General features: G+C 57.7%; 20 protein-coding genes, 1 tRNA gene and 3 pseudogenes. 9 read left to right on the top strand and 15 right to left on the bottom strand.

Annotated elements, in window-relative coordinates; all coding sequences use genetic code 11:
- Positions 1 to 444: pseudogene (locus tag E4K09_RS28665) on the top strand (calcium-binding protein); the annotation flags it as partial.
- Between the two features lie 548 nt (positions 445 to 992).
- Here the strand turns inward: E4K09_RS28665 and E4K09_RS01600 are convergent.
- The 7 genes and pseudogenes from E4K09_RS01600 to rfbF all read right to left on the bottom strand — a co-directional run bounded on the left by E4K09_RS01600 (position 993) and on the right by rfbF (position 7,429).
- The gene (locus tag E4K09_RS01600; RefSeq protein ID WP_134494613.1) at positions 993 to 2,033 is read right to left on the bottom strand and encodes an acyltransferase family protein; all 1,041 of its coding nucleotides are present in this window, start codon (positions 2,031 to 2,033) and stop codon (positions 993 to 995) included.
- A gap of 118 nt (positions 2,034 to 2,151) precedes the next feature.
- Positions 2,152 to 3,198, bottom strand: a complete 1,047-nt coding sequence (locus E4K09_RS01595) for a glycosyltransferase (RefSeq protein ID WP_166802099.1) — start codon at positions 3,196 to 3,198, stop codon at positions 2,152 to 2,154.
- Positions 3,199 to 3,364: 166 nt separating this feature from the next.
- Positions 3,365 to 3,946: an NAD-dependent epimerase/dehydratase family protein gene (locus tag E4K09_RS30805; RefSeq protein WP_342211326.1), complete on the bottom strand. Its 582-nt coding sequence runs from the start codon at positions 3,944 to 3,946 to the stop codon at positions 3,365 to 3,367.
- A 58-nt stretch (positions 3,947 to 4,004) separates the two neighbouring features.
- A pseudogene (locus tag E4K09_RS30800) lies at positions 4,005 to 4,346 on the bottom strand (NAD-dependent epimerase/dehydratase family protein); the annotation flags it as partial.
- Between the two features lie 79 nt (positions 4,347 to 4,425).
- Entirely contained in the window at positions 4,426 to 5,817 is a 1,392-nt protein-coding gene (locus E4K09_RS01585) for an NAD(P)H-dependent oxidoreductase (RefSeq protein ID WP_134494609.1), read from the bottom strand.
- On the bottom strand, positions 5,801 to 6,430 hold the full coding sequence (rfbC, locus tag E4K09_RS01580; RefSeq protein WP_134494607.1) for a dTDP-4-dehydrorhamnose 3,5-epimerase: 630 nt from the start codon (positions 6,428 to 6,430) through the stop codon (positions 5,801 to 5,803). The genes E4K09_RS01585 and rfbC overlap by 17 nt, the downstream gene beginning before the upstream one ends.
- A 153-nt stretch (positions 6,431 to 6,583) precedes the next feature.
- On the bottom strand, positions 6,584 to 7,429 hold the full coding sequence (rfbF, locus tag E4K09_RS01575; protein WP_134494606.1) for a glucose-1-phosphate cytidylyltransferase: 846 nt from the start codon (positions 7,427 to 7,429) through the stop codon (positions 6,584 to 6,586).
- 324 nt (positions 7,430 to 7,753) lie between these two features.
- Between rfbF and E4K09_RS01570 the strand changes: the two genes are divergently transcribed.
- Both E4K09_RS01570 and E4K09_RS01565 read left to right on the top strand, forming a co-directional pair.
- Entirely contained in the window at positions 7,754 to 7,933 is a 180-nt protein-coding gene (locus E4K09_RS01570) for an IS6 family transposase (RefSeq protein WP_134494604.1), read from the top strand.
- A 429-nt stretch (positions 7,934 to 8,362) separates the two neighbouring features.
- Positions 8,363 to 8,437 (top strand) — tRNA-Gly (locus E4K09_RS01565).
- 499 nt (positions 8,438 to 8,936) lie between these two features.
- Here the strand turns inward: E4K09_RS01565 and E4K09_RS01560 are convergent.
- The 5 genes from E4K09_RS01560 to E4K09_RS01545 all read right to left on the bottom strand — a co-directional run bounded on the left by E4K09_RS01560 (position 8,937) and on the right by E4K09_RS01545 (position 15,588).
- On the bottom strand, positions 8,937 to 9,236 hold the full coding sequence (locus tag E4K09_RS01560) for a LysR family transcriptional regulator (protein ID WP_193557226.1): 300 nt from the start codon (positions 9,234 to 9,236) through the stop codon (positions 8,937 to 8,939).
- A 162-nt stretch (positions 9,237 to 9,398) separates the two neighbouring features.
- Positions 9,399 to 10,181 carry a polysaccharide lyase gene (locus E4K09_RS30925; RefSeq protein WP_425293800.1) on the bottom strand — a complete coding sequence of 261 codons (783 nt, stop codon included), beginning with the start codon at positions 10,179 to 10,181 and terminating at the stop codon, positions 9,399 to 9,401.
- A gap of 83 nt (positions 10,182 to 10,264) precedes the next feature.
- Positions 10,265 to 11,797, bottom strand: coding sequence for a glycosyltransferase (locus E4K09_RS01555; protein WP_134494602.1), 1,533 nt, complete (start codon positions 11,795 to 11,797; stop codon positions 10,265 to 10,267).
- 100 nt (positions 11,798 to 11,897) lie between these two features.
- Entirely contained in the window at positions 11,898 to 13,685 is a 1,788-nt protein-coding gene (locus E4K09_RS01550; RefSeq protein WP_134494601.1) for a PilZ domain-containing protein, read from the bottom strand.
- Between the two features lie 649 nt (positions 13,686 to 14,334).
- Positions 14,335 to 15,588 (bottom strand): polysaccharide lyase family 7 protein, encoded by a 1,254-nt coding sequence (locus E4K09_RS01545; protein ID WP_134494599.1) that lies wholly within the window; start codon positions 15,586 to 15,588, stop codon positions 14,335 to 14,337.
- 532 nt (positions 15,589 to 16,120) lie between these two features.
- Between E4K09_RS01545 and E4K09_RS29700 the strand changes: the two are divergent.
- The 6 genes and pseudogenes from E4K09_RS29700 to E4K09_RS01515 all read left to right on the top strand — a co-directional run.
- Positions 16,121 to 16,284 (top strand): annotated as a pseudogene (locus tag E4K09_RS29700) (aldehyde dehydrogenase family protein); the annotation flags it as partial.
- Positions 16,285 to 16,394: 110 nt separating this feature from the next.
- Positions 16,395 to 17,627: an adenylate/guanylate cyclase domain-containing protein gene (locus E4K09_RS01535; protein WP_134494597.1), complete on the top strand. Its 1,233-nt coding sequence runs from the start codon at positions 16,395 to 16,397 to the stop codon at positions 17,625 to 17,627.
- 533 nt (positions 17,628 to 18,160) lie between these two features.
- Positions 18,161 to 19,549: an FAD-dependent tricarballylate dehydrogenase TcuA gene (gene tcuA / locus E4K09_RS01530; protein WP_134494617.1), complete on the top strand. Its 1,389-nt coding sequence runs from the start codon at positions 18,161 to 18,163 to the stop codon at positions 19,547 to 19,549.
- On the top strand, positions 19,536 to 20,693 hold the full coding sequence (tcuB, locus tag E4K09_RS01525) for a tricarballylate utilization 4Fe-4S protein TcuB (RefSeq protein WP_134494595.1): 1,158 nt from the start codon (positions 19,536 to 19,538) through the stop codon (positions 20,691 to 20,693). The genes tcuA and tcuB overlap by 14 nt, the downstream gene beginning before the upstream one ends.
- A 90-nt stretch (positions 20,694 to 20,783) precedes the next feature.
- Complete coding sequence (locus E4K09_RS01520; RefSeq protein ID WP_134494593.1) at positions 20,784 to 21,749, top strand: Bug family tripartite tricarboxylate transporter substrate binding protein; 966 nt, start codon at positions 20,784 to 20,786, stop codon at positions 21,747 to 21,749.
- A gap of 274 nt (positions 21,750 to 22,023) precedes the next feature.
- Entirely contained in the window at positions 22,024 to 22,230 is a 207-nt protein-coding gene (locus E4K09_RS01515; protein ID WP_244610314.1) for a NepR family anti-sigma factor, read from the top strand.
- Here the strand turns inward: E4K09_RS01515 and E4K09_RS30595 are convergent.
- From E4K09_RS30595 to E4K09_RS01505, 3 genes are all read right to left on the bottom strand, one after another.
- A complete protein-coding gene (locus E4K09_RS30595; protein WP_280177433.1) occupies positions 22,221 to 22,346 on the bottom strand; it encodes a hypothetical protein in 126 nt (41 codons plus the stop codon). The genes E4K09_RS01515 and E4K09_RS30595 overlap by 10 nt on opposite strands.
- Before the next feature lie 78 nt (positions 22,347 to 22,424).
- Entirely contained in the window at positions 22,425 to 23,003 is a 579-nt protein-coding gene (locus E4K09_RS01510; protein WP_134494591.1) for a L,D-transpeptidase, read from the bottom strand.
- 284 nt (positions 23,004 to 23,287) lie between these two features.
- Positions 23,288 to 23,590, bottom strand: a complete 303-nt coding sequence (locus E4K09_RS01505) for a hypothetical protein (RefSeq protein ID WP_134494589.1) — start codon at positions 23,588 to 23,590, stop codon at positions 23,288 to 23,290.
- Between the last annotated feature and the right edge of the window lie 1,751 nt (positions 23,591 to 25,341).

Raw genomic sequence — 25,341 nt, 5'->3', positions numbered from 1 at the left:
GTGACCACCAGCGTCAGCCATACTCTGGCGGCCGGGAAAACGGACCTGACCGCCACCGGGTCCGCCTCGATCAGCCTCACGGGCAACACCGGCAACAACACGATCACGGGCGGCGCCGACAGGGATGCGTTTGTGTTCGACACCAAGCCGAACGCGATGAGCAATCGAGACGAGATCGTCGACTTCAATCCGGCGTACGACAGCATCTGGCTTGACAATGCGGTGTTTGCTAAGCCCGGCTCGGCCAGCCAGCCTGCGACCCTGAACAAGGATTATCTGGCTTTGGGCACGAGGGCCAAGGATGATAACGACTTCATCGTCTATGACCAGAAAACGGGCAAGCTGTTCTGCGATGCTGACGGCTCCGGCCGCGGAGCGGCTGTACAGATTGCCGTCCTCAGCAAGGGTCTTGCTTTGACTAGTGAGCATTTCTTTCTTGTCTGAGGACGCTGCTTCGGCGTCATAGAACGCCGTTGGCAATTCCTGACCTGATGGTTTGCCCTGGACCAAGGTCCTGCAACATCATCAGACCTAAGGCAGATCTCACCCTTGTTGTCTGCGGCTTGGCTCAGGACCTAACACTTTGGCCTGAGTTCTGACTCAGGCCTCCCTTTCGAAGAGACTCTGAATGGGTGGGCTGCTTCTGCTGATGTTGAGCGAGCGTCAGATAATGTGGACCTCACCGTGCTTCCGGCTGGCTCGTGGCGTACCGCGCGTAGACGACCGGGAGGTGGTGAGTGGGATTGTGTACGTCATTCGCAAATGTCCTGCAGTGGAACGGTCTGTCCAAAAATGTGCGGGCCGTACAAGACGCTTCACAGCAGGTTCATGGATGGAGCGGGTTGGGTCTACTCGATAGGGTTTCTTCCGTCAGGCGGTTGGTGAGGGGCCAATGTTTCATCTCCAATTTTGAACTTGATCGTGAAGTCAGCTTCAAAGGCAGACAAGAAGCGCTCCGTGAAAGGCCGGGCCGGACGCTCCCTGTCCGAGAGCTATCCTCTTTGGATGTTTCGACGCGATTGTCTGAAGAGGGATAGAGCCGGCTTTTCAACAAGCACGTGATAGGCAATGCCGCCTCCAATCCCAAGAGCCGCGCACAATGCCAGGCTTATCGACCACGACGTCGGGAAGCCAATACCGCCAACGACGCGCGCTACAAAAGCCACCAATGGATTGTGAACCAAATAGATCGCATAGGAGGCATCGCCAAGGAGCATGAGCCAAGCAGGTGTATGGATTCTTCCCAGCTCTTCGAGCCAGACAGCCGCGACCAATACGAAGGCCACGGAGAGACCGAACCATGCTCGGGTCAAGGCTAAAGGGTTAGCATCGGACAGAGAGAAGAAAAAGGCGACAATTCCTACCGCACCGATTGGAAGTGCGAACGACCATAGTTGCGATGGCATGCGCCTAGCCGCAACCGCCGCAACCATCCCGAAGATGAATTCGAGATTGAGCGGAGATAGGATCACCCTGAGGCTCTCCTGTACGACTGCTGGATACTCAGCGCAGCAACTTTCTCCGACAAGGACGGAAAACCCGACGATTGAGACAGCCCACGCTGAAGCTAGAGCGGCAAAATGACGCGTGAAATAGGAAACTGCGAAGATTGAATAAAAGAGGAGTTCATGCGTCAGGGTCCACGCCACGGAGAGCGCCGGCGCTCCAGCAGGCATGAGTGTCAAGGAGGTTATCAAATTGAAGCTGAGGCCTACCGATGCATAGTAAGCGGCCATCGCTAATCCGATTGGGAGATAGGGGACGTAGATGCGAGTCAGGCGCCTCTTCGAATAAACAATCGCTGCCCTTGGCCCTTGCTCATCGTCAGCGTGTGCGTGCAGGATAATGAATCCGCTTAGGACAAAGAAAAAATCAACACCGAGAAAGCCGAAGTGAAAGAACACCGCCAACCATTGTGGGAGAGCTTCGACGCGCAGCTCGGTGCCCAGCGCAGCATGATGAAACACCACAGCGCAAGCTGCTATGGCGCGTCCGCATTGCAGGATACGGATGGTGTGCATCGAGCGATGCATCTGCCGCTCAAAAAGACGACTGAGTGCGAACTTCGCTGATGCCTGCGCGACTACGATGGGTCTCTTGATGATCTCATCCTCTTAGAGATGGTCGTCAGTAAGGGAAGACTATCGCGAGTCATGCTTGTCTATGTTGGGTTATACCCGGCAACAGGGCGAGGCTCGCAGTCAGGATATCTGAATGGAGCCTCCTCTCGTCTCCGACAGACTGCGCGTAAGCATACCCACACTCCGCAATGCTTGTCCGCAGCTCATCATCTTCCCACAATCTTCTTATAGCCTTTGCCAGTTGCTCAGGATCTTCCGGCTCAACAATGACAGCCTGTCCTCCGGTTAGCACATCATCATGCCCGGGACCTTCACTGAGAACACAACATCTTCTTCTGATCATGGCGCTGAGGTATGTAGCAATCCCAGCTGGAGCAATGTCGTCTCGGAACCTCGGAATGACGACGATCCGGGCGTTCGAGATGTAGTTGATGAATGCCTCCTTACAATCGTCGATGATATAGGTGAGGTTCTCCGGGATCTCGCCTTGCCAAGTTGCTGTCCCATGAGAGTTGATGATTGCAGCACTCTCTTGATGGAGGAGGCCCGGGCAGCCCGATAGCCGGATGGCCTCGACAAACGTCTTCACATCCCGCCGAGTCCGACCGGTGCAGAGTACGTAGTCCCCAGCCGGTGAGGGTGACATCTTAGGGTTGGGAATCTCGTTGACCTTGAACGGTATGTACACCGAACGATCATGAGAAATTCCATAAATGCTTTCGTATCCTTGTAGGTGACGGAAATGATTTATGAAAAGATCAACTTCTGATAATATTATCCTCCGTAGTTTGGCTAAAAAATGTTGCTTCATAGTTCGCGGCTTTTGGAGGATTAGATCTATCGAAACGAGCTTGTAGCTCACATTCGGGATAGCGAATTTAAATAAGCACAAGTTGATTAAATCGCCAGGAGATCCTGAAAGAATAACTATGTTTGCATTGCGGACACTATAGAATAATTTGATTGCTCTTTTGAAGCGGAGATAGATTTTTTGTGCAATTGAGCCTTGAGAGAGTCCGAGATCCTCCCCGGGTATGGCATGTATATCGACGAATGCTTTGAGGCTATCGTCAAGTGCATCGTTCAGCCGATCCAAATTAGAGGCAATTTTGATCAAGTCCTTGTCTGCCGGACACGCTTGCTCCGCAGGAAGGCTCCCGCTCTCGGAAACTGAATGCGCAGAGGTTCGAGTCCTGGGACTCGGCCAGTATTGCATGTACTACATCCTAATCTACCTAACCGAGTTCCGATCCAGGTAACGTCTAAGGTTCATAGATTTCCTCTTAAGAGCGTGTTTCAACCTTGAGAGGGTATCTCCATCGGAGGTCTGCGGAAAGGCGTCCAGAGGCTGTGTGCCGCTCGAGGACTTGAAGACGGATCTGATCTGAATTTCGAACATCAGCATCGGTCAATCCAAGAGTTTCGAGCCCGTCACGGATTGCCCGCACCGTCTCGACCAGACTCATGCGCGGTTGGTAATTCGGCGTCAGTATGCGGTACTTTGTGAAGTCTGCCTGATACGAGCGCCTGTCCGGTGGAGCTTTCTCGTTTAATGAGACGGCTGTTCCTGGTATCTCTGCTGCCACCGCGGCCGCGAGTTCGTGCACCTGATAGTTCCATTCGTTCGAGCCGACATTCACAATGAGATGCTGACCACCAGTTGGGGGACGACGAAGTACAGCCCACTCGACTGCGCGCGCCATATCGCTGACATCGATAAGCGGCCGCCACGGAGAGCCGTCGCTCAGAACAGTGATTTCCCCGCTCGACAGAGCACTTGCCACGACGTCGTTGAGCACGAGGTCGAGTCGCAAGCGATCCGACATGCCGCAGGCCGTCGCGAAACGCAGGGATTTCACTGCCATGTGGACTGAGAGAATCTTCTTCCTTCCGCGGTGGACCTTCGGCAGCGCCATAGACACTGCAACTTGATGCGAAGACAAAGCCTTTGACACCGACGATACGCGCACGCTTCGCGATCTCGATGGCTGCGCGGAAGTTGATTTCCTCCGTCTGAGCTGCGAATCGGTTGCCCATTGGATCATTCGATATGGCCGCGAGTTGTACCACAACGTCCACCGATTCAAGGATCTCTATAGGGAGATCACGTACATCCCCGAACACCTGCTGTTTCAGCCTCAGTTCGGGAAGTCCGTCGTGAGTCGTTAAACAATGTGCGAAGAATCCGGTATCATATCCGGTGAGCTCAACACCTGGAAGTGTAGCATGCAGGCGGCGAACGACCGCAGATCCCACATACCCCATGTTGCCCGTGACCAAGATCCTCAATCGACATTCCTACTCGAAAGGTCATTGTTCAATCGTGACGCTTTGTAAGGAGCGTCTAGGTGCGAGTCTCCGTTCGATATGTCCTGCTTTCCCGAGGAAGAGCATCAGCGCGCTCATGTGGCGGTTGTTCAAATTCAAGCTCAGAAGGATAACCCAAGCTGAACTTCTTAGCCTGTTCGATTCGCAACAGGTCCACCAACCTGCCGGTTGGTAACTCCACATCAGAGTAGGTCAGAGGCGTGTCCTTGGGTAGATCATGCCGGAGCCGGCATCCCTCAGCCACACCGATCGGCAAAAAGTTGCTTGCGGCAGTTATGCTCGCATTCTCAGCCTGGCCGTAAGTCATATACCCGCCGAGCTTGTCGAGTATCTCGCCAGCTTTCAGGTCACGCTTGGCTATACTTATGACTTCCACGCGAGGCCCGCCCAGTGGCTGCAGCACGGCGTCACCAAAGATCGCGACCCGCGCTGCGGAAAGTGGAGCTTCGAAATGGCACAGATGATAGGGAGTGTAGAAACTGTAGAGAGGACCCTCACCAAGTTTGTAGAGATTCAGGTAATGTCGCTGCTTTGGATCGTCATGGGCCGCGAGCACGAACACTCCTGGTCCAGGCTTTGCTCCTACAACGTAATCGACGATGCCTCCGAGTTCGCGCAATTCCTCGACATCATATCGGGCCGTGAGCTCGTCCACATGGCCATCGTGATTGTATCCCAGCATGCCACGCCTAGCCACGCACATTCCGGTCGCGTTGGCGACAACAGCCTGTTCGAAGCTGATTTTTGTGCCGTCGGCGAAGCTCGTGACCATATGGGGATTCTGCCCCCACCTCTCTGCAAAGGCTTTCTGTGTGCTGGGGGTACGGTAGGGATCTTGAAGGCCTTTTATGTTGCCGCAGAGGAGGGGCGTCAGTCCGATGCTTTTCACGAAGCGGTAGAGGTTCATTTGCACGCCGGGCTGGTCACCGTCTGAACCGCTGACGATGACGCCGGCCGTCTGAGCCTTTGCCTTCAGGATTGGACCGACTGTACCATCGACCTCTGCATTCATGAGGATGACGTGCTTCCCATGATTGATTGCATCGAGGGTGACCCTGGCGCCGTACTCGACGCTACCCGTCACTTCGATGATCACTTCAATGCCCTCGGATCGGCAGACGAGCGTCGGATCACCTGTCACGACATAGCTTCCACGCGCCACGGCGGCTGAAAACTGCGAGGCTGTCTCTACCTCGGCCACATCAGTAACGGGCACACTCGCTTCGGTGTAACAGCGCCAAGCCGATGCGAGGGTGCGGTTCGCGACTGCAACAAGTCTCATACCGGGAACGGAGTTAATGATTTGGTTGGCGATGCCGCGGCCCATAAAGCCGGCCCCAATCAATCCTACTCGGACGGGATTCTTTGCATCCGCACGCGCTTTGAGCGCTTTATCGACGATTATCATTCTCGTTCCCACCACGCGTAGATCCGGTGCCAATAGTATGGTCCAATGCACTTGCTTGGGCTTCGTAGGCTGTGCCGGCTGATTCCAAGTCCAGCGGAGGCCAGGCCGCGTCTTTCTCGGAAACTGCAGTGACCGGAATAGGCCAGCCAATTCCGAGCGCTGGGTCGTCATACCGGATACCGCGCTCACATTCAGGTGAATAGGCCGCACTCACTTGGTAGATCACTTCGGCCCCATCTGTCAGGGCTTGATAACCATGGGCGAACATCACGGGGACGTATAGGGATAGGCGGTTCTCTTCAGATAGCTCAATGGCAAAGTGCTGCAAGTATGTCGGTGATCCGCGGCGCAAGTCCACGATCACATCATGAATTGCGCCTCTCGTACAGCGGACCAGTTTGACTTCGGCTGCCGGTGCGACTTGGTAATGCAGGCCTCGGAGCGTGCCGCGGCAATAGTTGAATGATAGATTCGACTGGGAAATTGTAGGGTCGAGGCCGTTGAGCGCGAACTCGTCAGCGCAGAACGCTCGGGCGAAGAAACCACGCGAGTCTTCCCGTCGATCTAGCTCAATAACGAATGCCCCGTGCAAGGGAGTCCTGGAGAAAATCATGACAACTCTCCGAGCTTGGGAGATCGAGATTCGACGTGTCGTATCGAAGTCGCCTCTGATCCTAATGCTTAGATAATCTGTGTGCCTAAAACGGTTACTGTGACTGGAGTGGTCTCGAACGAATCTCCTTCAGAGTCCGCGCGTTGATCTTTCTCATCTCATCATGCGCCCTTCACCTTTCTGGTCTTCTGTTCTTTTCTCGACAGGCAGCTGCTGCTGATCGTCCCATACCTTCCAAGGCGGTTCCCCGGTTGCCCACAAATCTTCGAGCAGTTTTCTATCCCGCAAGGTGTCCATAGGCTGCCAGAAGCCGTTGTGCCGGAAGGCGGCAAGCTGCCCGTGAGACGACAGGTGCTCAAGTGGCCCGAGCTCCCAGATGGTTGCATCGTCAGCTATATAGTCGATGACGCTGGGGTGAAGCACAAAGTATCCCCCGTTTACCCATGCGCCATCACCTTCGGGCTTTTCGCGAAAACTGGTAACGAGCCCGTGGCCAGGTTCGAGAGTAACTGCTCCGAATCGGCCTGGCGGGCGAACCGCGGTGAGTGTCGCAAGACGTCCATGCCCTTTATGGAACTCTACCAAGCGCCGTATATCAATATTTGCGAGACCGTCACCGTAGGTCATGCAAAAGCACTGATCTTGGTTTAGGTGCTCGCGCACTCGTCGCAAGCGACCACCGGTCATGGTCTCAAGACCTGTGTCGACCAAGGTCACTCGCCAAGGCTCGCAACGGCGACGATGAATAATAACTTGATCGCTCGACATATCAAAAGTGATATCCGAGTTACGAAGTGCATAATTGGCGAAGTATTCCTTGATAACGTCGCCACGGTAACCCAAGCAGACGATTACGTCGTTAATGCCGAAATATGAGTAGATTTTTATGATATGCCACAGGATAGGTTTCCCGCCGATCTCGACCATCGGCTTCGGCTTGACCCCAGTCTCCTCTGAAAGGCGGGTTCCTAACCCCCCCGCTAGGATAACTACCTGCATGGTTGTCTAATTTCTCCGAATGTACTGCTTGATGGAAGCGCGTGACTATTTCGAAATTGCCTCTTGATAAAATACCTAAGTGCCCCAAAGAGAATTTTGTCCCGTATCAAAGTAGCTATATGCATCCCCTTGGTTTAAGATCTATAAGTCGCCCGAGGTACATCCGACTAACTCTTCCGGATTAAGTTAAGGGGCTGGCTCATCAGGGCCTTGTAACGTCAACTCGGACATGAGAGCGAGTGTTGTAGATGTTTTGGCATGAGCCAGCTCGTCGGCTACGAATGATATCGGTCTCCTCCTGAGATCATCGCTTATGCTATTTCGTTGTACCTCAGGTTTCCTCTGAACCTGCAGCTCAACGAGGAGATGCTGCTGGAGAGCGGTATTCTCGTCTCCTTTGACACTGTCCACGGGTGGGTGCTGAAGTTCGGGCCGGCTTATGTTCGCAGCCTCAAGCGCAACCTGTCGAAACCCTGGCTGATCTTTACCGGGATAAAGACATAACCAAGACTGAGGCCGGGGTGAGAACGGTGCCAGTTGGCGCAGCCGTTATATGGGAGCTCCGGCTGTGGCGGCTCAGGTCGAGATTTCCAAGGTTGAGGATTTCGTGTTTCCAAATTCCACGGGCGGTTATGTCAACCAAGATAACATGTCGAGCTGGGTTTGCGGATGCTGTGCGAGAAGGCGCAGCTGAGCGGGATCAACTGTCACAGCCTCCGGCACTGCGCGACCAGCTGTTGATTGAGGTGGGTTTTAGCCGCAAGTCTGCGAGTCACCTCGATCAGTATGGGCATCTCTTCCCCTGCGAGGCTTCCAAGCAGGGAATAGACCAGATCGTGAACAACCTTCTTGGCTGACTGGCACACGGATGTCACTCGGTCCATTCTTCGGGCTTGACGGCAGCCCCCTAAACCGTTGTAAATCGGGAACTGCGCGGGCGTAGTTCAGAGGTAGAACGTCAGCTTCCCAAGCTGAATGTCGTGGGTTCGATTCCCATCGCCCGCTCCACCTAACTTATTGGTGGATAAGGCTTTCCGACGCTCTGCCACTGATCTCGCGTTCCCCACGTTCCCCGTCGCGTTCCCCATAGGCTGTTCAGGCCCCGTTCTTCGCGGTCCGGTGGCCGATTCGAAGCTCGGCTACTTTCCGCGACTTCCCAACCGCTCCCTGCGAATAGCGGGAGTTGGTGGATGCTTGAGCATGAGCGGCTGACGCCTGGGTAAGGTCTAGATCCGCTCCTGCATCTTCTGCTTCCATGATGGCTCCAGCCCTGGCGTCCATGTTCCACACATGGTCCGGGATGCCTGCGGGTCGGACGACAAGCCGCGTTCCCGGCCATAAGCGGACTCCGCATACGGCCTCCCGGTAGTTTCATCGATGATGACTGGTCCGACCCGCTGGTCAGACGGCACAAGATCAAGACACTGGAGCACCAATGGGCAAAGTTTCAGATCATGGGCCACATAGGCGCCCGTTTTTGTCATTGCCTTCCGAAGGACTATATCGGTTAGCAAGTCGCCCCAGAGGAGCCCGCTAGTCCATCTTCGGCCATTGGAGTGACCGAGACGGTGAGCACGCTGTCGCGCCGACGGTCGGCGAGGGCCAGTCCGGCGGAGATCTCCGCGAAGCCGGCGCTGAGATAACGCAGGACCTCCTGCCCGAACGGTGTCGGTCTTAGTCCCTTCGGGTGGCGCTCGAACATGGGGCGGCCGAACTGCTCCTCGGCTGCCGCCCGCAGGCTGCCCAGGCGTCCCGCAGCCTCGAGGGCGCGAAGGCCATTCAGGTGGAAGCGGTTCAGGTTGTGCATATAGCTTTCCTACACTTACGTGCAGGAAAACGCCATTTCATTGTTGGAGCACTTTATGTGGGTCAACTGCTTCGCCCTTTGGCTGTTACCGACGAATATCGGCTCGGGCTCTCGCCGGAGCAACTTGGTCGGAACCTCCACCTAGCGCTGACCTCGGCCTGCTTAGGGGAAGGCATAGAGCCAGATAGCGAAGTCCGCAAAATCGGCGAACTGGTCGCCAGGTGACGCCCAGCTGGGGTCACTCCCCCCGAAGAACGTTGAAAAAAGGAGACCATCGATCAGTGTTGCGGACGAGGATCTGAGCTGCAGTTTGTACGGCACGGTGTTTCCATCGATACTAAGAAGGATCCTGTCGCCCGACTCAAGGGAACCGGTCAGGTCTATCTCCTGTGAAACCGCAATCCATCGGCCCGTCTGAAAGGTCCAAGCACCTCGGCTGAGGCTTTGACCGCAGGCGGTGGCACGATCCGGCGCATAAGCATATAGCTCACCCGCCCCTCCAGTTCGCCACATAAGTCGCGCGGAGAACCCCTTGTTGACCTCCCGTGGGGTGCACCCACGTGGAGCATCGCCGCCGAAAAGCCCTGGGAGCTTTCCTCCTTTGACAAACGCGAACCCATCGGGAAATCTTACCTTGTAACTCAGGCAAGCTCGCGTTGCACCGCGGCGCATTCTATAGATGAACCCGGCACCGCCCTGCGGGGCAGCAGCATTGCCCGGGTTCACGGATCCCTTTGGATAGGCGACGCGGAGCACCGGCCCGGCAGTCTCGTCCTCTCGAGGCAAAAGCAACAGCCGTTCTCTGCCCCAAACATTGCTCCATGCTTCATCCCTGCCGCCCCCATTTGCCAGAGATGTTAGATCTATGACGATCTTCTCCGAACTCGCTGCTGGGCAGCCTGCGGTCGCGGCGCGAGCTTGCGCTGAGTTCAAGAAAATAGCCATCAAGATGGTCGCAACACACGCCCAGGGGATTCTACATTCATCAGACGACACGCGAAATTGCGCGGGTTTGGAATTCCGGGCAGTCAATTGGGAGCTCCTAAACTGATCGATGCCCCCGATACGATGACAACGAATATCGCGATCGACATGTATCGGAGCAGGTTCGAGGATACATCCGACCATAGATTATGAAGTCCTCCCGCAGGACTGCCGATCGCCTGCCTCGTCCACCGTTGCCTGTGAGGGCTGAACACAGCTCTCAGCTTGAGCCAAGCGCCAATAATTTGATTGTAATAGATGATCGCAGCAAAAAGCGGGTGGAATCTGCCGGTGACGGCCCAGAGAGCGATGCTGACTGCGGTTCTGCTCGCGAGGACCCATAGGAGGTATAAGAATAAGTACGAGGTTTCGCCGGAGATCATGCATGCGGACAATGCACATACCGGCCCAACAAGCGGCGTCCACATCGACAGGCGCTGGTCGACCAAGCAGATCCAGGTGAAGAAGCCGCACCGAGTTGGACCGAGGGCTATGGCACGGGCGCTGTTACGAACCATGTTCCCGAACCAGCGGGACATCAGCGATGTGGTTGCGGAAAATACGCCGCCTGGTGGAAGCTCCTCGATTGGATGCACCACTGCGTCGGGAATATACAACATCTTCCAGCCCCGACGAAGCACAGTGAACCAGGTACTCTTGTCGTCTCCGGTTAACATCTCAATCGTTCCGAGACGCCAATGAGGAATGGAATCTTTCTCGACTGCTTGGACGAAATCTTCCCCCGTAGCGATCTCCGACCGGAAAACGGAGAACCGGCCTGTCAGCACCAGCAATCTCCGCGACAGGCTCATTGAGCACATGGTGCTATGTCGCTGGGCCATTCGAAGTCGATACCACTCCCGCACTAGGGTGGAACCTTTCACCAGTGGGATGTTCTCGGTTGTGACCGCCCCTACGTCATTCTCTGAACTCAGAATTTCGCAAGTATTTCGGAGGGTGTTGCGACCGAGTGCGCTGTCTCCATCCATCAGCGCGACAAAACTGAAAGGCGGCGGATGTCGCTCGATGATGACTCTCAGGGCTTGGCCTAAAGCATGACGCTTGCCTCGGCCAGCCTGCGGGATGAAAATGATCGAAGAGCCTTCGACGAGATTTGCTGAATTGAACAGCCGCCCAACCAGCTTGATGTCAGCTGGATCGGTGAAACAAGAGACGATTGTTGCCGGGACATGAACCGCTTCAAGTTCCTCGATGAGACGCTGGTATACGGTATACGTAACCTCGGGCTGAATTCGATAGCTCGTCACGATGATGAAAAGATGCGACGGGAGCGGCGCATTGGAAGCCCGGCGTCGAATTCGTGGGAAGACCATTCTCTCGTAGATGACTGCACGGACGAGATGCATTCCTGCCCATGACCATCTCCAGAGCCCTAAAGCGCCAACAACAATCAAGGCGCCGGAATTCGCCGATAGAGCAGACGTCGGGCTTGCGAGGATAACCAACAGCGCGAGCGTAAGCGCATGGATGCTCCACCAGCCGATGGCTGCCGTGCCTGACGACCTCTTGCTGTACCCTTGGGATGAGAGTCCACTGAAATTCAACACGTTGCTCATTCCTGGCTTTTCACCTCAACGACGTTTGAGATACATGCCGTGGTGTGCCTGAACGTGGATTGAGGCATCCCGGCGACCTGGCGGGATACCTTCGGAGACGTCATCGAACGTCGGTGGAATTTTTGAGACTCGACGTTATCGGCGAGGCCTTTGCTGCAGTGGCGTGCGCCGAGCCGAGTGAGACTAAGATAAATTCCCGCAGCTTCCTGAGGTTCTCAGAACTCCAAGCCAGCCAAGTGGAAGGAGCGGATCCCTCCCACAACCCCGGAATTGCTCGAAACGAGACTCTGGCAGGCACGCCCGGCTGAGGAACTTGCGTGAGAGCTACTCTTTCGAGCGCGACAGTGACAACCGCGTAACCGGGGCGTACCCTTAACGCGTCTGGCAGGCCCGCCCTCGCGTCGGGGTGGAAGCTCACAGAATTTATGACTCCAGCCACGCCGGAAGTATGATCCGCGGTTTGAACGTCCGCTTCACCACCTATGGCGAGGCGGTGGGCGGCACTGATCGGAACAAGCGCGTCGATTTCCACGATCGAGGGATCGCGCGGTTGATCAATCGGAGATGCAATGAATAGCTTTGCACCTCTTTCTACAAACTCGCCTGAGCGCACTGCGGTGGACTGAACAATACAGGTGCACGGACTTTTGACAGGGGTCCCTTGAACCAGCGCGGCAAAGGTTGCGCGAGCGGCAGAAAGCTCCGTATCTATTTGCTGGATTTCGTATTCAATCTCGGCTGGGGTGCGCTCGGTATTATGTTGCCCCACGGCGTAGGCACCTCGGCTGGCGCTCTCCAAAAGCGCTTCGAATTCGGCGATCGAAGCGTCGATTTGCGAAATGAGACGGCGCAATTCAGAAAGTTTCAACTCCTCCTCGTCGACTTGAGTCTGAGTTACCGCGCCGTTTTTCGCCAAGCCTGTCAGTCGATCAACCTTCTTCCGCTGAATCCTCGTCTGGCTTTCCAAGATCTGACGTTCTTCTTGAGCCTTGGCGAGTCGTGTCGCTGTGGCTCGGCTAAAGCTTTCCATGGCTGAGCGGGCACGCTCATGCGCCTGGCGCTGTCCGTGCAAGCGAGCCTCCAACGCGACGATCTTCCCTTCCCAATCTGCCCTCAACGCACTCGGAATGCTGGATGATATCGTTCCAAGCTCATCGCCCTGCTTGACCAGGGACCCTGCCAAAACCTCACCAGAGAAATAGCCAGTTTCGGCTGCCCTAAGCGCAACTGAAGCGCCCGCGACTGCTGCATACTCCGCATGTATACTGGTAAGCCGGTCAGCTACAACTGAGTACAGGACTTTTGCGCCAACAGCTGAAAGGGAGAGAATGACGATGATGCGGGCAGCGAAACCAGCTCTTCTGAGCAGGAGCGATGGTTCTCGGAAGCGTTTACTTGTCGACAGCGTCCCACTGAGTGGGAGAATGCCGCTCACATCCGCAACACCGCCATACATGGACTTGTCAAAGATACTCTGAAGCAAGCGCGCGGGCTCTTTTTCGAGGCCAACAAAGCGGAGCGCTATGACCTTCTGATCCTCATTCAGCCGTACGGCTTCAGCTTTGAGGCTGACGATCAGACTGTAGGACTCGAACTCAAAGCAGACAGCGGCGTCGTACACATTGCCCAGGACCGCTGTAGGCACTGGAGAAGCCAATGCGACTCCCCCGAGGCTGATGTCTTTACCGGGATACCGGACGCCGTTGATCTCGACGATGAACGGAATCGTGAAACGAGGGTGTGACCGCTTCCCGCTCCGGGTCGCGATAATAGCTGCCTCCGCAGCGTCAAAATTAGCTCGTACAAAGTTTATATCGGATATACATGTTCCGTTTTCCTTTTTGACTTCGTCGTTGCCAATTAAACTTGACGAATTCGCAGGCGCCACGGCAGTCTCCAATTTAGTATGTACTTATATTTGCTGTACGAATGTTATCCTGACAAAGCACTCGATTTGAATAGCAAATCTCTCTATAAAATTGTCATGAATAAGGCTGCTGAACTCAGTTTCGCCCTCATGGGCCTCTCGCGGACTTGCATCTGAGACGCATACTTCTTTTGAAGTATCCACTCCTAATCATGCACTGCTACTTTAAGGCTATCCGTCTGCCGACTGGATGCGCACCAAAAGTTCGGAGAATCAGCGGGGCCAATTCCTCGCAGCTGGTGTTGTCGACTGGGAGGCAATCCATGGCAGCTCTTCTGCTGCTTGGAGATCAAAACGTTTTCGAAGGCCGTGAGTGTGATGCCATTCTGGACATGTCCAGACCAGTCAGCATCATGCGGATCCCGCCTTTACCGCATATCGGATGATGTTGCTGCATATAGCCACGCTGCCGTTCGCCGGCACACTTGCAAGCGGTAGCGTTTTCGCCGGAAGCCCGGTTGGGAACAGCCATGCATGCGTAAAACGTCAGAGCATAAGGCTGCTCATGGCGACAAGGTCCCGGGCGGCGATGCCTCGCTGCACTGCGCGTTGCCAGGCATAGAAGAAGCGGCCCGCACACACGCGAGGGCTGCTTCAGCAATGACCTGCGTTAGACCACGATGATGTCCGAGGCCGTCAACTTGGCCAGGTTCTCAATCGTGGCAAAGTGAACTGCCGCTTTGGAACCGGACCCATCGGCATCGTAGTAGAGAGTGCCCGACTTGCTATTGTAGATGAGGTAGTCATTGGTATCGACCGCTTTATCCCCCGCTCTGAAATAGCTGGACGACAGCGTGCCGGACTTGGTCAGCTTGGTGAAGATCGAATTCTCGAGGCGGATGGTGTCGGCGATAGGATCTAGATCAACGATAATGTCCACGTCCCTACCGATGCGCTTGTTGAAGGCAAAGGCATCCTTGCCGGAGCCGCCAATCATGATGTCCTCTCCGCCGTAGCCCCAAAGCACGTCATTGCCAGCCTTCCCGTTCAGCAGATCGTTGCCCGAGCTTCCCTTAAGTGTATTATTCGCGCTGGAACCATTGACTGTCTTCGTCGTCACTGGCCGTTGGGACACCTGGTTTTCGGTTGGCGTCGGGTGCGAAGGAGTGGGAGACGGCGTAGGAGCGGGAGTTGAGGTGCCGTTATGGTTGAAGGTCAGGCTGTAGAACGAGGTTTGCCCCCAGCCTTTGGCGGTCGACTCGTTCTCGCCGAGATATGTGCCAGCCTTGAAGTAGAAGACGTTGTCGTTCCAGGCGTCCGGGATGTCGATGGTCGAGGTGTAGGTCTGGCCATCGGCGATGACACTGACCTTTAGATTACTGCCATGCACGTCGATCGCATATGAAAATCGCTCATCGAGAGAAATGCTCGGCGTCTGACCAGAGCCATTGTTCAGCGCATACTTCGTGTCACTGTCTTGTGTGCTGGTTCTGCCGTTGATGTAGTAGACAGTACCATTTTCCCAGTAAACGCGAACCAGTTGTCCGTCGCCACCATGGACTTGGCCGATCACGACACGGCCGAGAGTGCCATCGAGTTTCGTCGGAACAGCATCGACTTCGAGCGTCGCCGCCATGTATCCACCCCTGGTGAGATCCCACGCGGCATTCGCGGCGCCATTCATCTCGCGCAGTTCGGATCGGGCATATTTGGACCCGCTGGTGGTTGCGCCTTCGACAGGGGCGGCCAGGACCATAGCGCCATCGCCGCCGGTGTAAAAATACTCCGAATGCTCGTAATTGGTGAGATCTTTGACTTCACGCGCCGAGGCGCTGAACGTGCCGGAGGAATCGACGGGAAGCTGAAGCTTCCAATTGGATAAGTCAAAGTTTCCGCTCGGCGCGGCGTTAAGAATGTAGGTCATAGGATTTGCCCAAAATTGATCGAGCCTTTTGAGAACAAGGCTTCTAGGTTTTGTGATTTATTAAGTATTATTCTAGTGATAAACGGGTTAATCGACATGATATAAAAGGTTATATCCTACAATAACTCCTCCGTATAAGCTATTCTTGTGTGTTCAGAATGGCACCGCTGCGTTATGGGCCAATATTATTCTTTATGAATAAACAATGTCGTGACAGAGAAACGAACCAACAGTTGAGCGAAGTGAGGGACGGAACCTTATTGCCTGAGTTGCTTGCTGTCCATTGACATTTTGGTTCGAGACGTCGTGGTGAGCGGTTGCAAGCACATCGCTCTGAGTCTCGAATGTAAGATTGTAATTTTTTGTTTGGGATGGTTGTCTCCCGACGATGGCGTCGATCCCAAGGGCAGAGTCGGCGACGTCAGGAACCGCGCGGAAATTCAGGGCAACTGTTGGAGGCGCATGCAGGCATCCTGAACCATTCGGTGATAGATGAGCGCGCGTGGAGACTGACCCGCATTGCGCACGCAGCAAGCCTGGCTGTGTTTCCATGGCGGTGCGCCAGCCCGCAAGCGTCGTTCTCGGCATTGCTCCCTGGAACGTCTCGTCATCCTGGGTGCGCGCGCCATCGCAGCGCCGCTCGCCTGCGGCAACACGGGCGTGCTGAAAGCATCCGAAATCTGCCCCGGCACCCATCAGCGGGACGAAGCTGACCTGCCACCCCTTGATTGGCGTGCAGATATGGTCAACCACTCAGCAGGCGGTGGTCAATCGCCGGCGGAGTGGTCTGATCATGGGGGACGGACATGGATGGCAGGCAGGGAGCTGGCATAGCTGAATGGGTCACGAGAGCTGGGCTGACAGGAATGACGGAGCTGGAGCTTCTCCATGGCTTCTGCCATCGCCTTGTCACCGAGGGCGTGCCCGTCACGCGGGTGAACATCGTCATCGACACGCTGCATCCGATCCATGAGGGCCGTGTCTTCCGTTGGCGCCGCGACGATCAGGGGGACCTCGATCATGTCGTCGAGTATGGCCGCACCAATGTCGGGGGCGAGGAGGCCGCCAACTGGCGCAGGAGCACCTATTATCATCTTTCGGTGAGCGGAGAGGATTTCCTGCGGCGGCGGATCGGCCCGGAGCATGCCGATGACTTTTCCGTTCTGGCGGATCTGCGTGCTGAGGGGCAGACGGATTATCTCGCCCTGATCCATCGCTTCGAGGCCGAGGGCATCATCGGAGAAATGGACTCCTTCTATTCGTCCTGGACGACGGACGCGGAAGCCGGTTTTACGGACGAGCAGGTCTCTCTTGTCCGTGAGTTGGCATCGCCCCTGATGCTCGCTGTCAAATGCTCCTCGCTCACGCGGATCGCCACGACGCTCGTCGAGACCTATCTTGGCCGCGACGCCGGTCACATGGTCTTGAAAGGGAGAATCGCCCGTGGCGTCACCGACCGGATCCAGGCTGTTCTTTGGTTCAGCGACCTGCGCAGCTTCACCCATATCACCGAGACTGCGGATCCGGAGCAGATCATTCCTTTCCTGAACGACTATTCGGAAGCCATCATCTCGTCGATCTATGAGGCCGGGGGTGATGTTCTAAAGCTGATCGGGGACGGGACGCTGGCGATCTTCAAGGAAGGGGATTCGAGCCGGGCCTGCCAATGCGCTCTTCAGGCTGAGCGATTGATGCGGTCGCGTATTCGCACGCTCAACCAGGAGCGCCTGGCCGCAGGCCTGCCGGTCACCGGCGCCTATTTGGGGCTGCACATCGGCGCCGTTTTCTATGGCAATATCGGCAGCCAGGATCGCCTTGACTTCACGGTGGTCGGCCCAGCCGTGAACGAGGTGAGCCGGATCGCGGCCCTCTGTCGATCGGTCGAGAGGGATGTTCTCGTCTCCTCGGCCTTCTTTGCGGCGACAAATGAGCAGGAATGCCTCGTTTCTGTCGGCCGCTACGCCTTGAGAGGAGTCAACCGGCCGCAGGAGCTGTTCACGCTCGATCCATCCTGGGAGACGGCCGAGGAGCCCAGGTAAATGACAGCGACGCCTTCGCAAACGACGGGAGCAGCTGATCTGTAGCCGTGGGCTATGTTCTCCTCAGAGCATCCCCGCGTTCCGGCCGACCAGTTCCGGTTCGCGGAAGGGTCGATCTGCCATCCGCAGGTCTAAAAACTCTGCCCAATTCAGCGCGGGATCGGACATCCAGGTTGACTAGGGCATGAGTTTGGATATTTTTGTATACAAACGTGCTCGAAGTTCAAGCCAAAGGCTGGAGCAGCCAAGAGGGACGCGAACCCTAACGTTTGCGCCTTCAGGGGCAACCGAACAGACACCATCAAAGGTGATGAACGAGGTGCTCGGCCGACGCTGCGGCGTTGCTTCCCGATCTGCGAGCCTGGGTTCGTGGGCAAAGGGTCTGCTTCGGGCCTGTGTCAGATGGAGTTCCGGCTGGTATGCCAGGGGTTGGAGAGATGAAGGTGGGAACTGCGGTCTCGCGAGACGTTCCGCCGGAGCAGGTGAAAGCGTCCTTGCGTCCAGACGCGCAGGCCGGAGCCGTTCCGGTTGAATTGGCACGCAAGCACGACGTTTTGGTGATCGGCGGGGGCAATGCGGCACTATGCGCCGCCATCAGCGCGCGCCGGTCCGGCGCTTCCGTGCTCGTGCTCGAGGCCGCTCCCAAGTTCTACCGAGGCGGCAACACGCGCCATACCCGCAACATGCGCTGCGCGCACGATACGGCCACGGAGATCCTGACCGGGCCCTACACCGAGGAGGAGTTCTGGGAGGACCTTCTGCGGGTCACAGGCGGTCAGACGGACGAGGAGCTCGCCCGCTTCATGATCCGCGAGTCCAAGGAGATCCTGAACTGGATCGTCGAGCAGGGCGTCCGTTGGCAGCCCTCTCTGGGCGGAACGCTCAGCTTGGGGCGCACGAACTCGTTCTTCCTCGGGGGAGGGCGGGCGATGCTCAATGCGCTCTACCGCACGGCGGAAGACCTGGGCGTCGACATTCTCTACGATGCAGAAGTCGTCGACCTCGATATTCAGGATAGACAATTCCGATCGGCCACGGTGGCCTATGGCGGGCAGCGGCACAACGTGCATGCGTCTGCCCTGGTCGCGGCTGCGGGAGGGTTCGAGGCCAACATCGAATGGCTGAAGCAGTACTGGGGAGACGTCGCCGAGAATTTTCTCATCCGTGGCACGCCCTACAACCGCGGATCCGTGCTCAAGATGCTGCTCGACAAGGGCGTGCAGCAGATCGGCGACCCTACCCAGTGTCATGCGGTGGCGATCGACGCACGGGCGCCGAAGTTCGATGGTGGCATCATCACCCGGCTCGACTGCGTCGTCTTCGGCATTGTGGTGAACAAGAATGCCGAGCGCTTCTATGACGAGGGCGAGGACATCTGGCCCAAGCGCTACGCCATCTGGGGACGGCTCGTCGCGGCCCAACCCGACCAGATCGCCTACATCATCTTCGATGGGCCGTCGCTTGAGATGTTCATGCCGTCTCTCTACCCGCCCGTGAAGGCGGACAGCATCCGGGAGCTCGCCGGCAAGCTCGGGCTCGACCCGCAGGCGCTCGAGACCACGGTCGAAACCTTCAACGAGGCCGTCCGCCCCGGCACCTTCGACCACACGATCCTGGACGATTGCCGGACCGAAGGACTGAACCCGCCGAAGACCCATTGGGCCAGACGGATCGAGACGGCGCCGTTCTACGCCTACCCGGTGCGCCCGGGCATCACCTTCACCTATCTCGGAACACGCGTGAACAAGGAGGCACGGATGCTCATGGCCGACGGCTCTCCTTCGGCCAACATGTTCGCCGCAGGCGAAATCATGGCGGGCAATGTCCTGGGCAAGGGCTATGCCGCCGGCATCGGAATGACAATCGGCAGCGTCTTCGGACGGATCGCCGGACGGGAGGCTGCGAACAATGCACGCAACTGACGCCCTCAAAGAGGCCGACCGTCTGATGACGGTCTGCAATTCCTGCCGCTACTGCGAAGGATTGTGTGCGGTCTTTCCGGCCATGGAGATGCGGCGCGCCTTCTCGGACGGAGATCTCAATTATCTGGCCAATCTCTGCCACAGCTGCGGCGCCTGCTATACGGACTGCCAGTTCTCGCCGCCGCACGAGTTCAACGTCAACGTTCCGCAGACGCTCGCGAAGGTCCGGAACGACTCCTACAAGTTCTATGTGTGGCCGCAGGCGCTGGCGCCGCTGTTCGAGCGCAACGGCCTGGCGATCAGCCTCATTGCGGCGCTGAGTGTCGGGATCTTCTTCTTCGGCCTCATGGCCATCAACGATCCCGCGGTGATGTTCGGCGTGCAGACGGGACCGGGCGCGTTCTACCGCATCATGTCGCACAACGCGATGGCGGGCGTGTTCGGGGCTGCGTTCTTCTATGCCATCGCGGCCTTGATCATGGGCTTTCGCCTGTTCTGGCGCGACATCGGCGAGACGCGGGAGACGCTGACGAATGGCGTGTCGGTCTGGCAGGCCATGAAGGACACCATGGCGCTGCGCTATCTCGATGGCGGCGGACCCGGCTGCTTCAACGAGGACGAGCGGCCGAACGACCGTCGCCGGCTCTATCATCATCTGACCTTCTACGGCTTCTTCCTCTGCCTCGGCGCGACAAGCACGGCTACACTCTACCACTACCTGCTCGGCCTGCAGGCCCCCTATCCGTGGTACGACCTGCCGGTGGTCCTTGGAACTCTGGGTGGCATCGGCCTTGTCGTCGGACCCGCGGGCCTCATGTGGGCGAAGTTCAAGCGCGATCCTGCCCTGCGGGACGAGAACGGACGCGGCATGGAGATGGCTTTCACCGCCATGCTGTTTCTGGTGAGCCTGACCGGCCTCCTGCTGCTCGTGCTGAGGGCAACACCTGCGATGGGCACGATGCTCGCGCTGCACATGGGCTTCGTGTTCGGCTTCTTCATCACCATGCCGTACAGCAAGTTCGTTCACGGCATCTACCGCTTCGGCGCCCTCGTTCGCTACGCCAAGGAGCGCCGCGCACTTCACGAGCCGACGCCGTCGAAGGCCAAGGCTCTTGCCATCCCTGACGCCAAAGCTGGGGCGTGATCGTGTGACCCGCCGAGCCTGGACTGGCTCCAAGAACGGCCCAACGCCACGTCGGCGTCGGGCATGACCATTGATCCAAGGAGGATAACCATGACGTTCAACCGCAGAACACTTCTCGGCCTGGCCTTGATCGCAGGCGCAACCCTACCGTCCGCTTCCTTCGCGCAGGCGCCCAGCCTGAAGATCATGGCGCCCGCGGCTCCCGGCGGCGGCTGGGACCAGACTGCACGCTCGGTGGCACAAGGCCTCTCCGAGGCAGGTCTCGCCCAGAGCGTGCAGGTGACGAACGTGCCGGGCGCCGGAGGAACGATCGGCATTGCCCAGTTCGTGAACGGCGCCAAGGGTGACCCGACCCAGTTGATGGCGAGCGGATACGTGATGGTCGGCGCGATCAATCTGAACAAGTCGCCTGTCACGCTCGACCAGGTTACGCCGATCGCGCGGCTGACCGGTGAATGGCAGGCGGTCGCGGTCCCGGCGACTTCGCCGATCAAGTCGATGAAGGAACTCGCCGAGATGATCAAGGCCGATCCGGCCAAGGTGACCTGGGCGGGCGGATCTGCCGGCGGTCCGGACCACATCCTGGCTGCCCTCATCACCAAGAACGTTGGCGCCGATCCGTCGAAGACCAATTACATTGCCTTTTCCGGCGGAGGTGAGTCTCTCGGGGCGCTCCTGGGCGGCAAGGTGACGGCGGGCATCAATTCCCTCGGTGAGTTCACGAGCCAGATCCAGGCCGGCAAGCTACGCCTGCTGGCCGTTTCCTCTCCCGACCGCCTGCGGGACGTCGACGCGCCGACCCTGAAGGAGAGCGGGATCGATCTTGAGCTGTCCAACTGGCGCATGATCGTCGCGCCTCCTGGCATCTCGGAGGATGACCGTGCGCGGCTCACGAAGATGTTCGAGGATCTCGCCAAGTCCGAAGCCTGGAAGAAGATCCTGGCTGCGCGCGGCTGGGAGGACATATTCCTGACGGGATCCGCACTCGACGAGTTCGTCAAGACGGAGCAGGCCCGCACGCGAGACGTGCTGACGTCTGTCGGGCTGGTGAAGTAGCCGTTCGATAGGCTCGGCAGGATCTGCGGAAGGGCGCCCCGGAGGCGCCCTTCATGCTATGGAATTGAAGGGGCTCTTTTGGGTGCCCCAGCAATGCGATGCGGGGTGTCGTTCGCCTTCGCTTCAGAATGGAGCCTATCGGTCGTCCCGGCGCGGCTCGCCTTTGCTCAAGTCCGACAGAAGAAATCAAAGTCGTACATTCTTCTCACTGCCCCGCTGAAACCGGATCCGGTGCGCACGAGTTGCGATTAACATGTGTTAGCCGTGATGCTGAATGGATGTCGAGAATAATCCCATGCAATGGAACGATAATCTTGGGCTTATGGGTCTTGTCCCAAATAGCCTGACCTTTTCGCAGCAGCAGGTGAACTTCATCCTCGGCCATTCCTTGAGGAGTGTCTATCAGGATACTTTGGACTCACCTCTGCCGGAGCCTCTCAAGACCCTTGTTGCTCAACTGGAAGCAAAATTTCAGTCGTGACAGGATCGTCGCCGGCTCGGCGGTTTTTCTTTCTGTTCGGCAGCCTTTTGCGGCGGCGATCCTTCATGCCGGTCGCCGCCGCGCTCCGGTTCTTTGACGTTAATGATCGCAATCATCTGCTATGGTCCGCGTGCAGTGACTCGTGACATCAAATCACCGGCAAGCTCCAAGCGCGTCGATCACATCCGGACATCTCAAGGCAACACCACGACCCTGGTTCCGACTCGTGTCCGGTTGTAGAGGTCGATGACATCGGCATTGGTCATGCGGATGCACCCGGACGAGACCGCATAACCAATGGTCTCCGGCTCATTCGAGCCGTGGATCCGGTACATCGACGAGCCAAGATAAAGCGCCCGGGCGCCGAGAGGGTTGCCCAAGCCGCCTTTCATGTAGCGCGGCAAATCGGGGCGCCGCCGCAACATCGCTGCTGGCGGGCTCCAGTCCGGCCATTCCCGCTTCATGCTCACCGTCTTGGTGCCGGTCCAGGTGAAGCCCGGTCGACCGACACCGATCCCGTATTGGATCGCTCGGCCCTGACCCAGCACGTAATAGAGCCGGCGCTGGCTGGTCGAGATGACGATCGTGCCGGGTCGATGCAAACCACGCCAGACGACCATCTGCCGGGCTGTCGGAGAGGCCTGTCCGCCGAACAGGCGTTCGAAGAAGCCGGCCGGCCCGCCGCTGAGCGGGGCGGGCGATAGGGCTTCAGCCGAACTGACCGACAGGACGCTGCACATCAGCCCCGCGAATATGGCGATGAAACGGGACATGCGGACCTCCCTAGGCGGCATGGCACAGCTTTAACGCCGTATGCTCAGTTTGGGATCCTTGGGACCGCTCTCGCTTCGCTCTTCGGCTCGAGCATTTTTCGGCGAAGTGGATCCGGGTCGCCTCTCAAATTGCGACACACCAAGGAAGAGAGATGATTCTACGCACGTGGAAACAGCTCTTAGGCGCCAGCCCCGGATTTCGAGAGGGGAGGGGGAGTCACTGTCGCTCGGAAGTCCCGCCCGGCGGGTTCAGGCGATCTGAACCCCGCTTCGGCAGCCGCGGCCTAGGCACAGCGCGAGCTGTCATAACCCGCATGAGCCCAGACCCGGCCGGCAGCCTGCCGGACCATTCGTGCAGCCTCTGCGAGGTCATCGTCGGCCCTTGCCTCTGCCCGGCTCTCTACACTCTCCAGCACCAGCATGACCTGATTGCGGTGCTCCGAGGGCAACGCCGTGAGCGTAGCTTCCAGGTCCGACGGGTCGCCCAGCGTGGGTTCTGCATGCCGTGCCATGGCATAAAGGCGCTCGACGATGATGGTGAAGGCTCCCGAGGTTTCGGGCCTGGCGGTCTGAGAAAATGCGTGCATGAATGCTCTTGCAGGTTTTTCTGGGCTGCTGGAACAGCCGCTCTTCATTGTGGCTTGAGGCCTGATGCCCTCAGGTCGAGCCCACATAACGCCAAGCTTCCGCAAAAGTTCCCGCTCGGCAATGAGCCTGGCTGTTGTCGAGATCCCATTCCCGGCACCTGCGTGGGCTCACGGGCCGCTCCTTGTGCGAATGAAATTCCACCCGGGGAAGTCATGCGGATTGGCGTCACATCCGCTCCGCCATCCGGATCATCAGGGGTCGAACGGACCCCCGGTGAGGTCGTCGTGAGGGCGTCAGGATGGGTGATCGAGATGCGCAGCCCGACTCCAAGCTCGCTGTTCTTCAGATCTGTCGGATCAGGGGTGCGCTCGGGCAGGTCTTGGCCGAGAGCGCGGCACCGCACAGCGGTTCCGGCGGCAAGTCGCCCTCCCGCGACTCACGACTTCGCATGAGCCCTGCATCGCCCAAACTGACGGCGCAATTCTACATGCCCCTTCAGACCATCCTCGTGGTCGAGGGTGCTATTCTGGTCTGCTTGGCACGTTTCACTGTCAGCGGCCTTGTTAGGCAGACGTTCATAACTGACTTTGTAACATTGTTTGTCACGATGGAGGAAGCTCATGACACGTGCGATGTTGGCGGGGATGGTCATTGCCTCAGGTCTCATCTTTGGAGCAGCGTCAGAGGCTCAAGCTCAGGGATTGATTCCCTGCGCGCGAGAGGGCGGATTCTGCCGGGTGCCCTATCCGACCAATGTGATCTACGGGGTTCCAGGCAGGAGCGTTGAAGTTTTTGTGCGAGGGGGCGGGATTGCCTGCTCGAACAGCGTCTTCGGCGACCCTGCTTATGGCGTGCCCAAACGCTGCGCCTTCGTCGCCCGCAGGCACAACAGAGGGCCACGGCGATGGGAGGACGGGCAGCGTGGCCCTCCCCATTGGGAGCCCGGGTACGGACATCACGACGGCTATCGTCCTCCATACCGTACCTATTACAGGACCTATTGATCTGACGTACGGGGACAACCTCGCGTGATTGTCCCGCTGGCGCGGCCGGTTCGTTGTATCTCACCGAGATCGGCGGCCCCGCGCCGGAGGACGATGGGTCCGGAGCCCTCTACCGCCTGTGAGGGAACGCGTTCTGTGCCCCAATGAACAGAGTCCAAGACCATCTTCTCGTCACGCGGGGACGGTCTCGGCTCGCTTTTCTCCTTCTGGCAGAGTTGATGGCCACCCGCTAGGCACGGGTACGTTGCTCCGGGAGGAGAAATGCAGATTTCGCTCGGTCGAGCATTGACAACGCGCCGGCTAATTGACATATCCGCAGCCCCGCCGGACTTCAGGTCCCGGCAGGACTCATGTCACAGACGCCGCATTGGCCGGGCTCCTTCTGGATCCTGCCGAGTGCCGGGTCACGCGGGACCTCTCGCAGGTCCTGATCGACGCCACGAGCCGAGGTAGCCAGTAGATGGCAAGTTTCCTCGGCTCCTCTGACGCAAAGCAGAAGCTGTCGGATGATTTATGTCGTCTGAGACAAAGAAGACGCAAAGACAATATTCGTCTTTGTGAACGATAAGCTATGGCCTGAACGGCAAAGATGGGCCAGGAATAGAAATTCGATCCGACAGAAACTTCAAAATTGTTGTTGACACCGGGGGTTGGATTGGCTAGAACGGCTTCATCGACGGCGGCCACTGCGGTGGCTGGCCTGACGGGGCCTTGAGGGCTCTGGCGCCGTGAGGCGGCCGGGGTGG

It is taken from the genome of Microvirga pakistanensis (genome assembly GCF_004458765.1).
GTDB lineage: Bacteria > Pseudomonadota > Alphaproteobacteria > Rhizobiales > Beijerinckiaceae > Microvirga > Microvirga pakistanensis.
The sequence above is the reverse complement of the archived record's forward strand: the minus strand, read 5'-3'. Positions and strand labels throughout refer to the sequence as shown.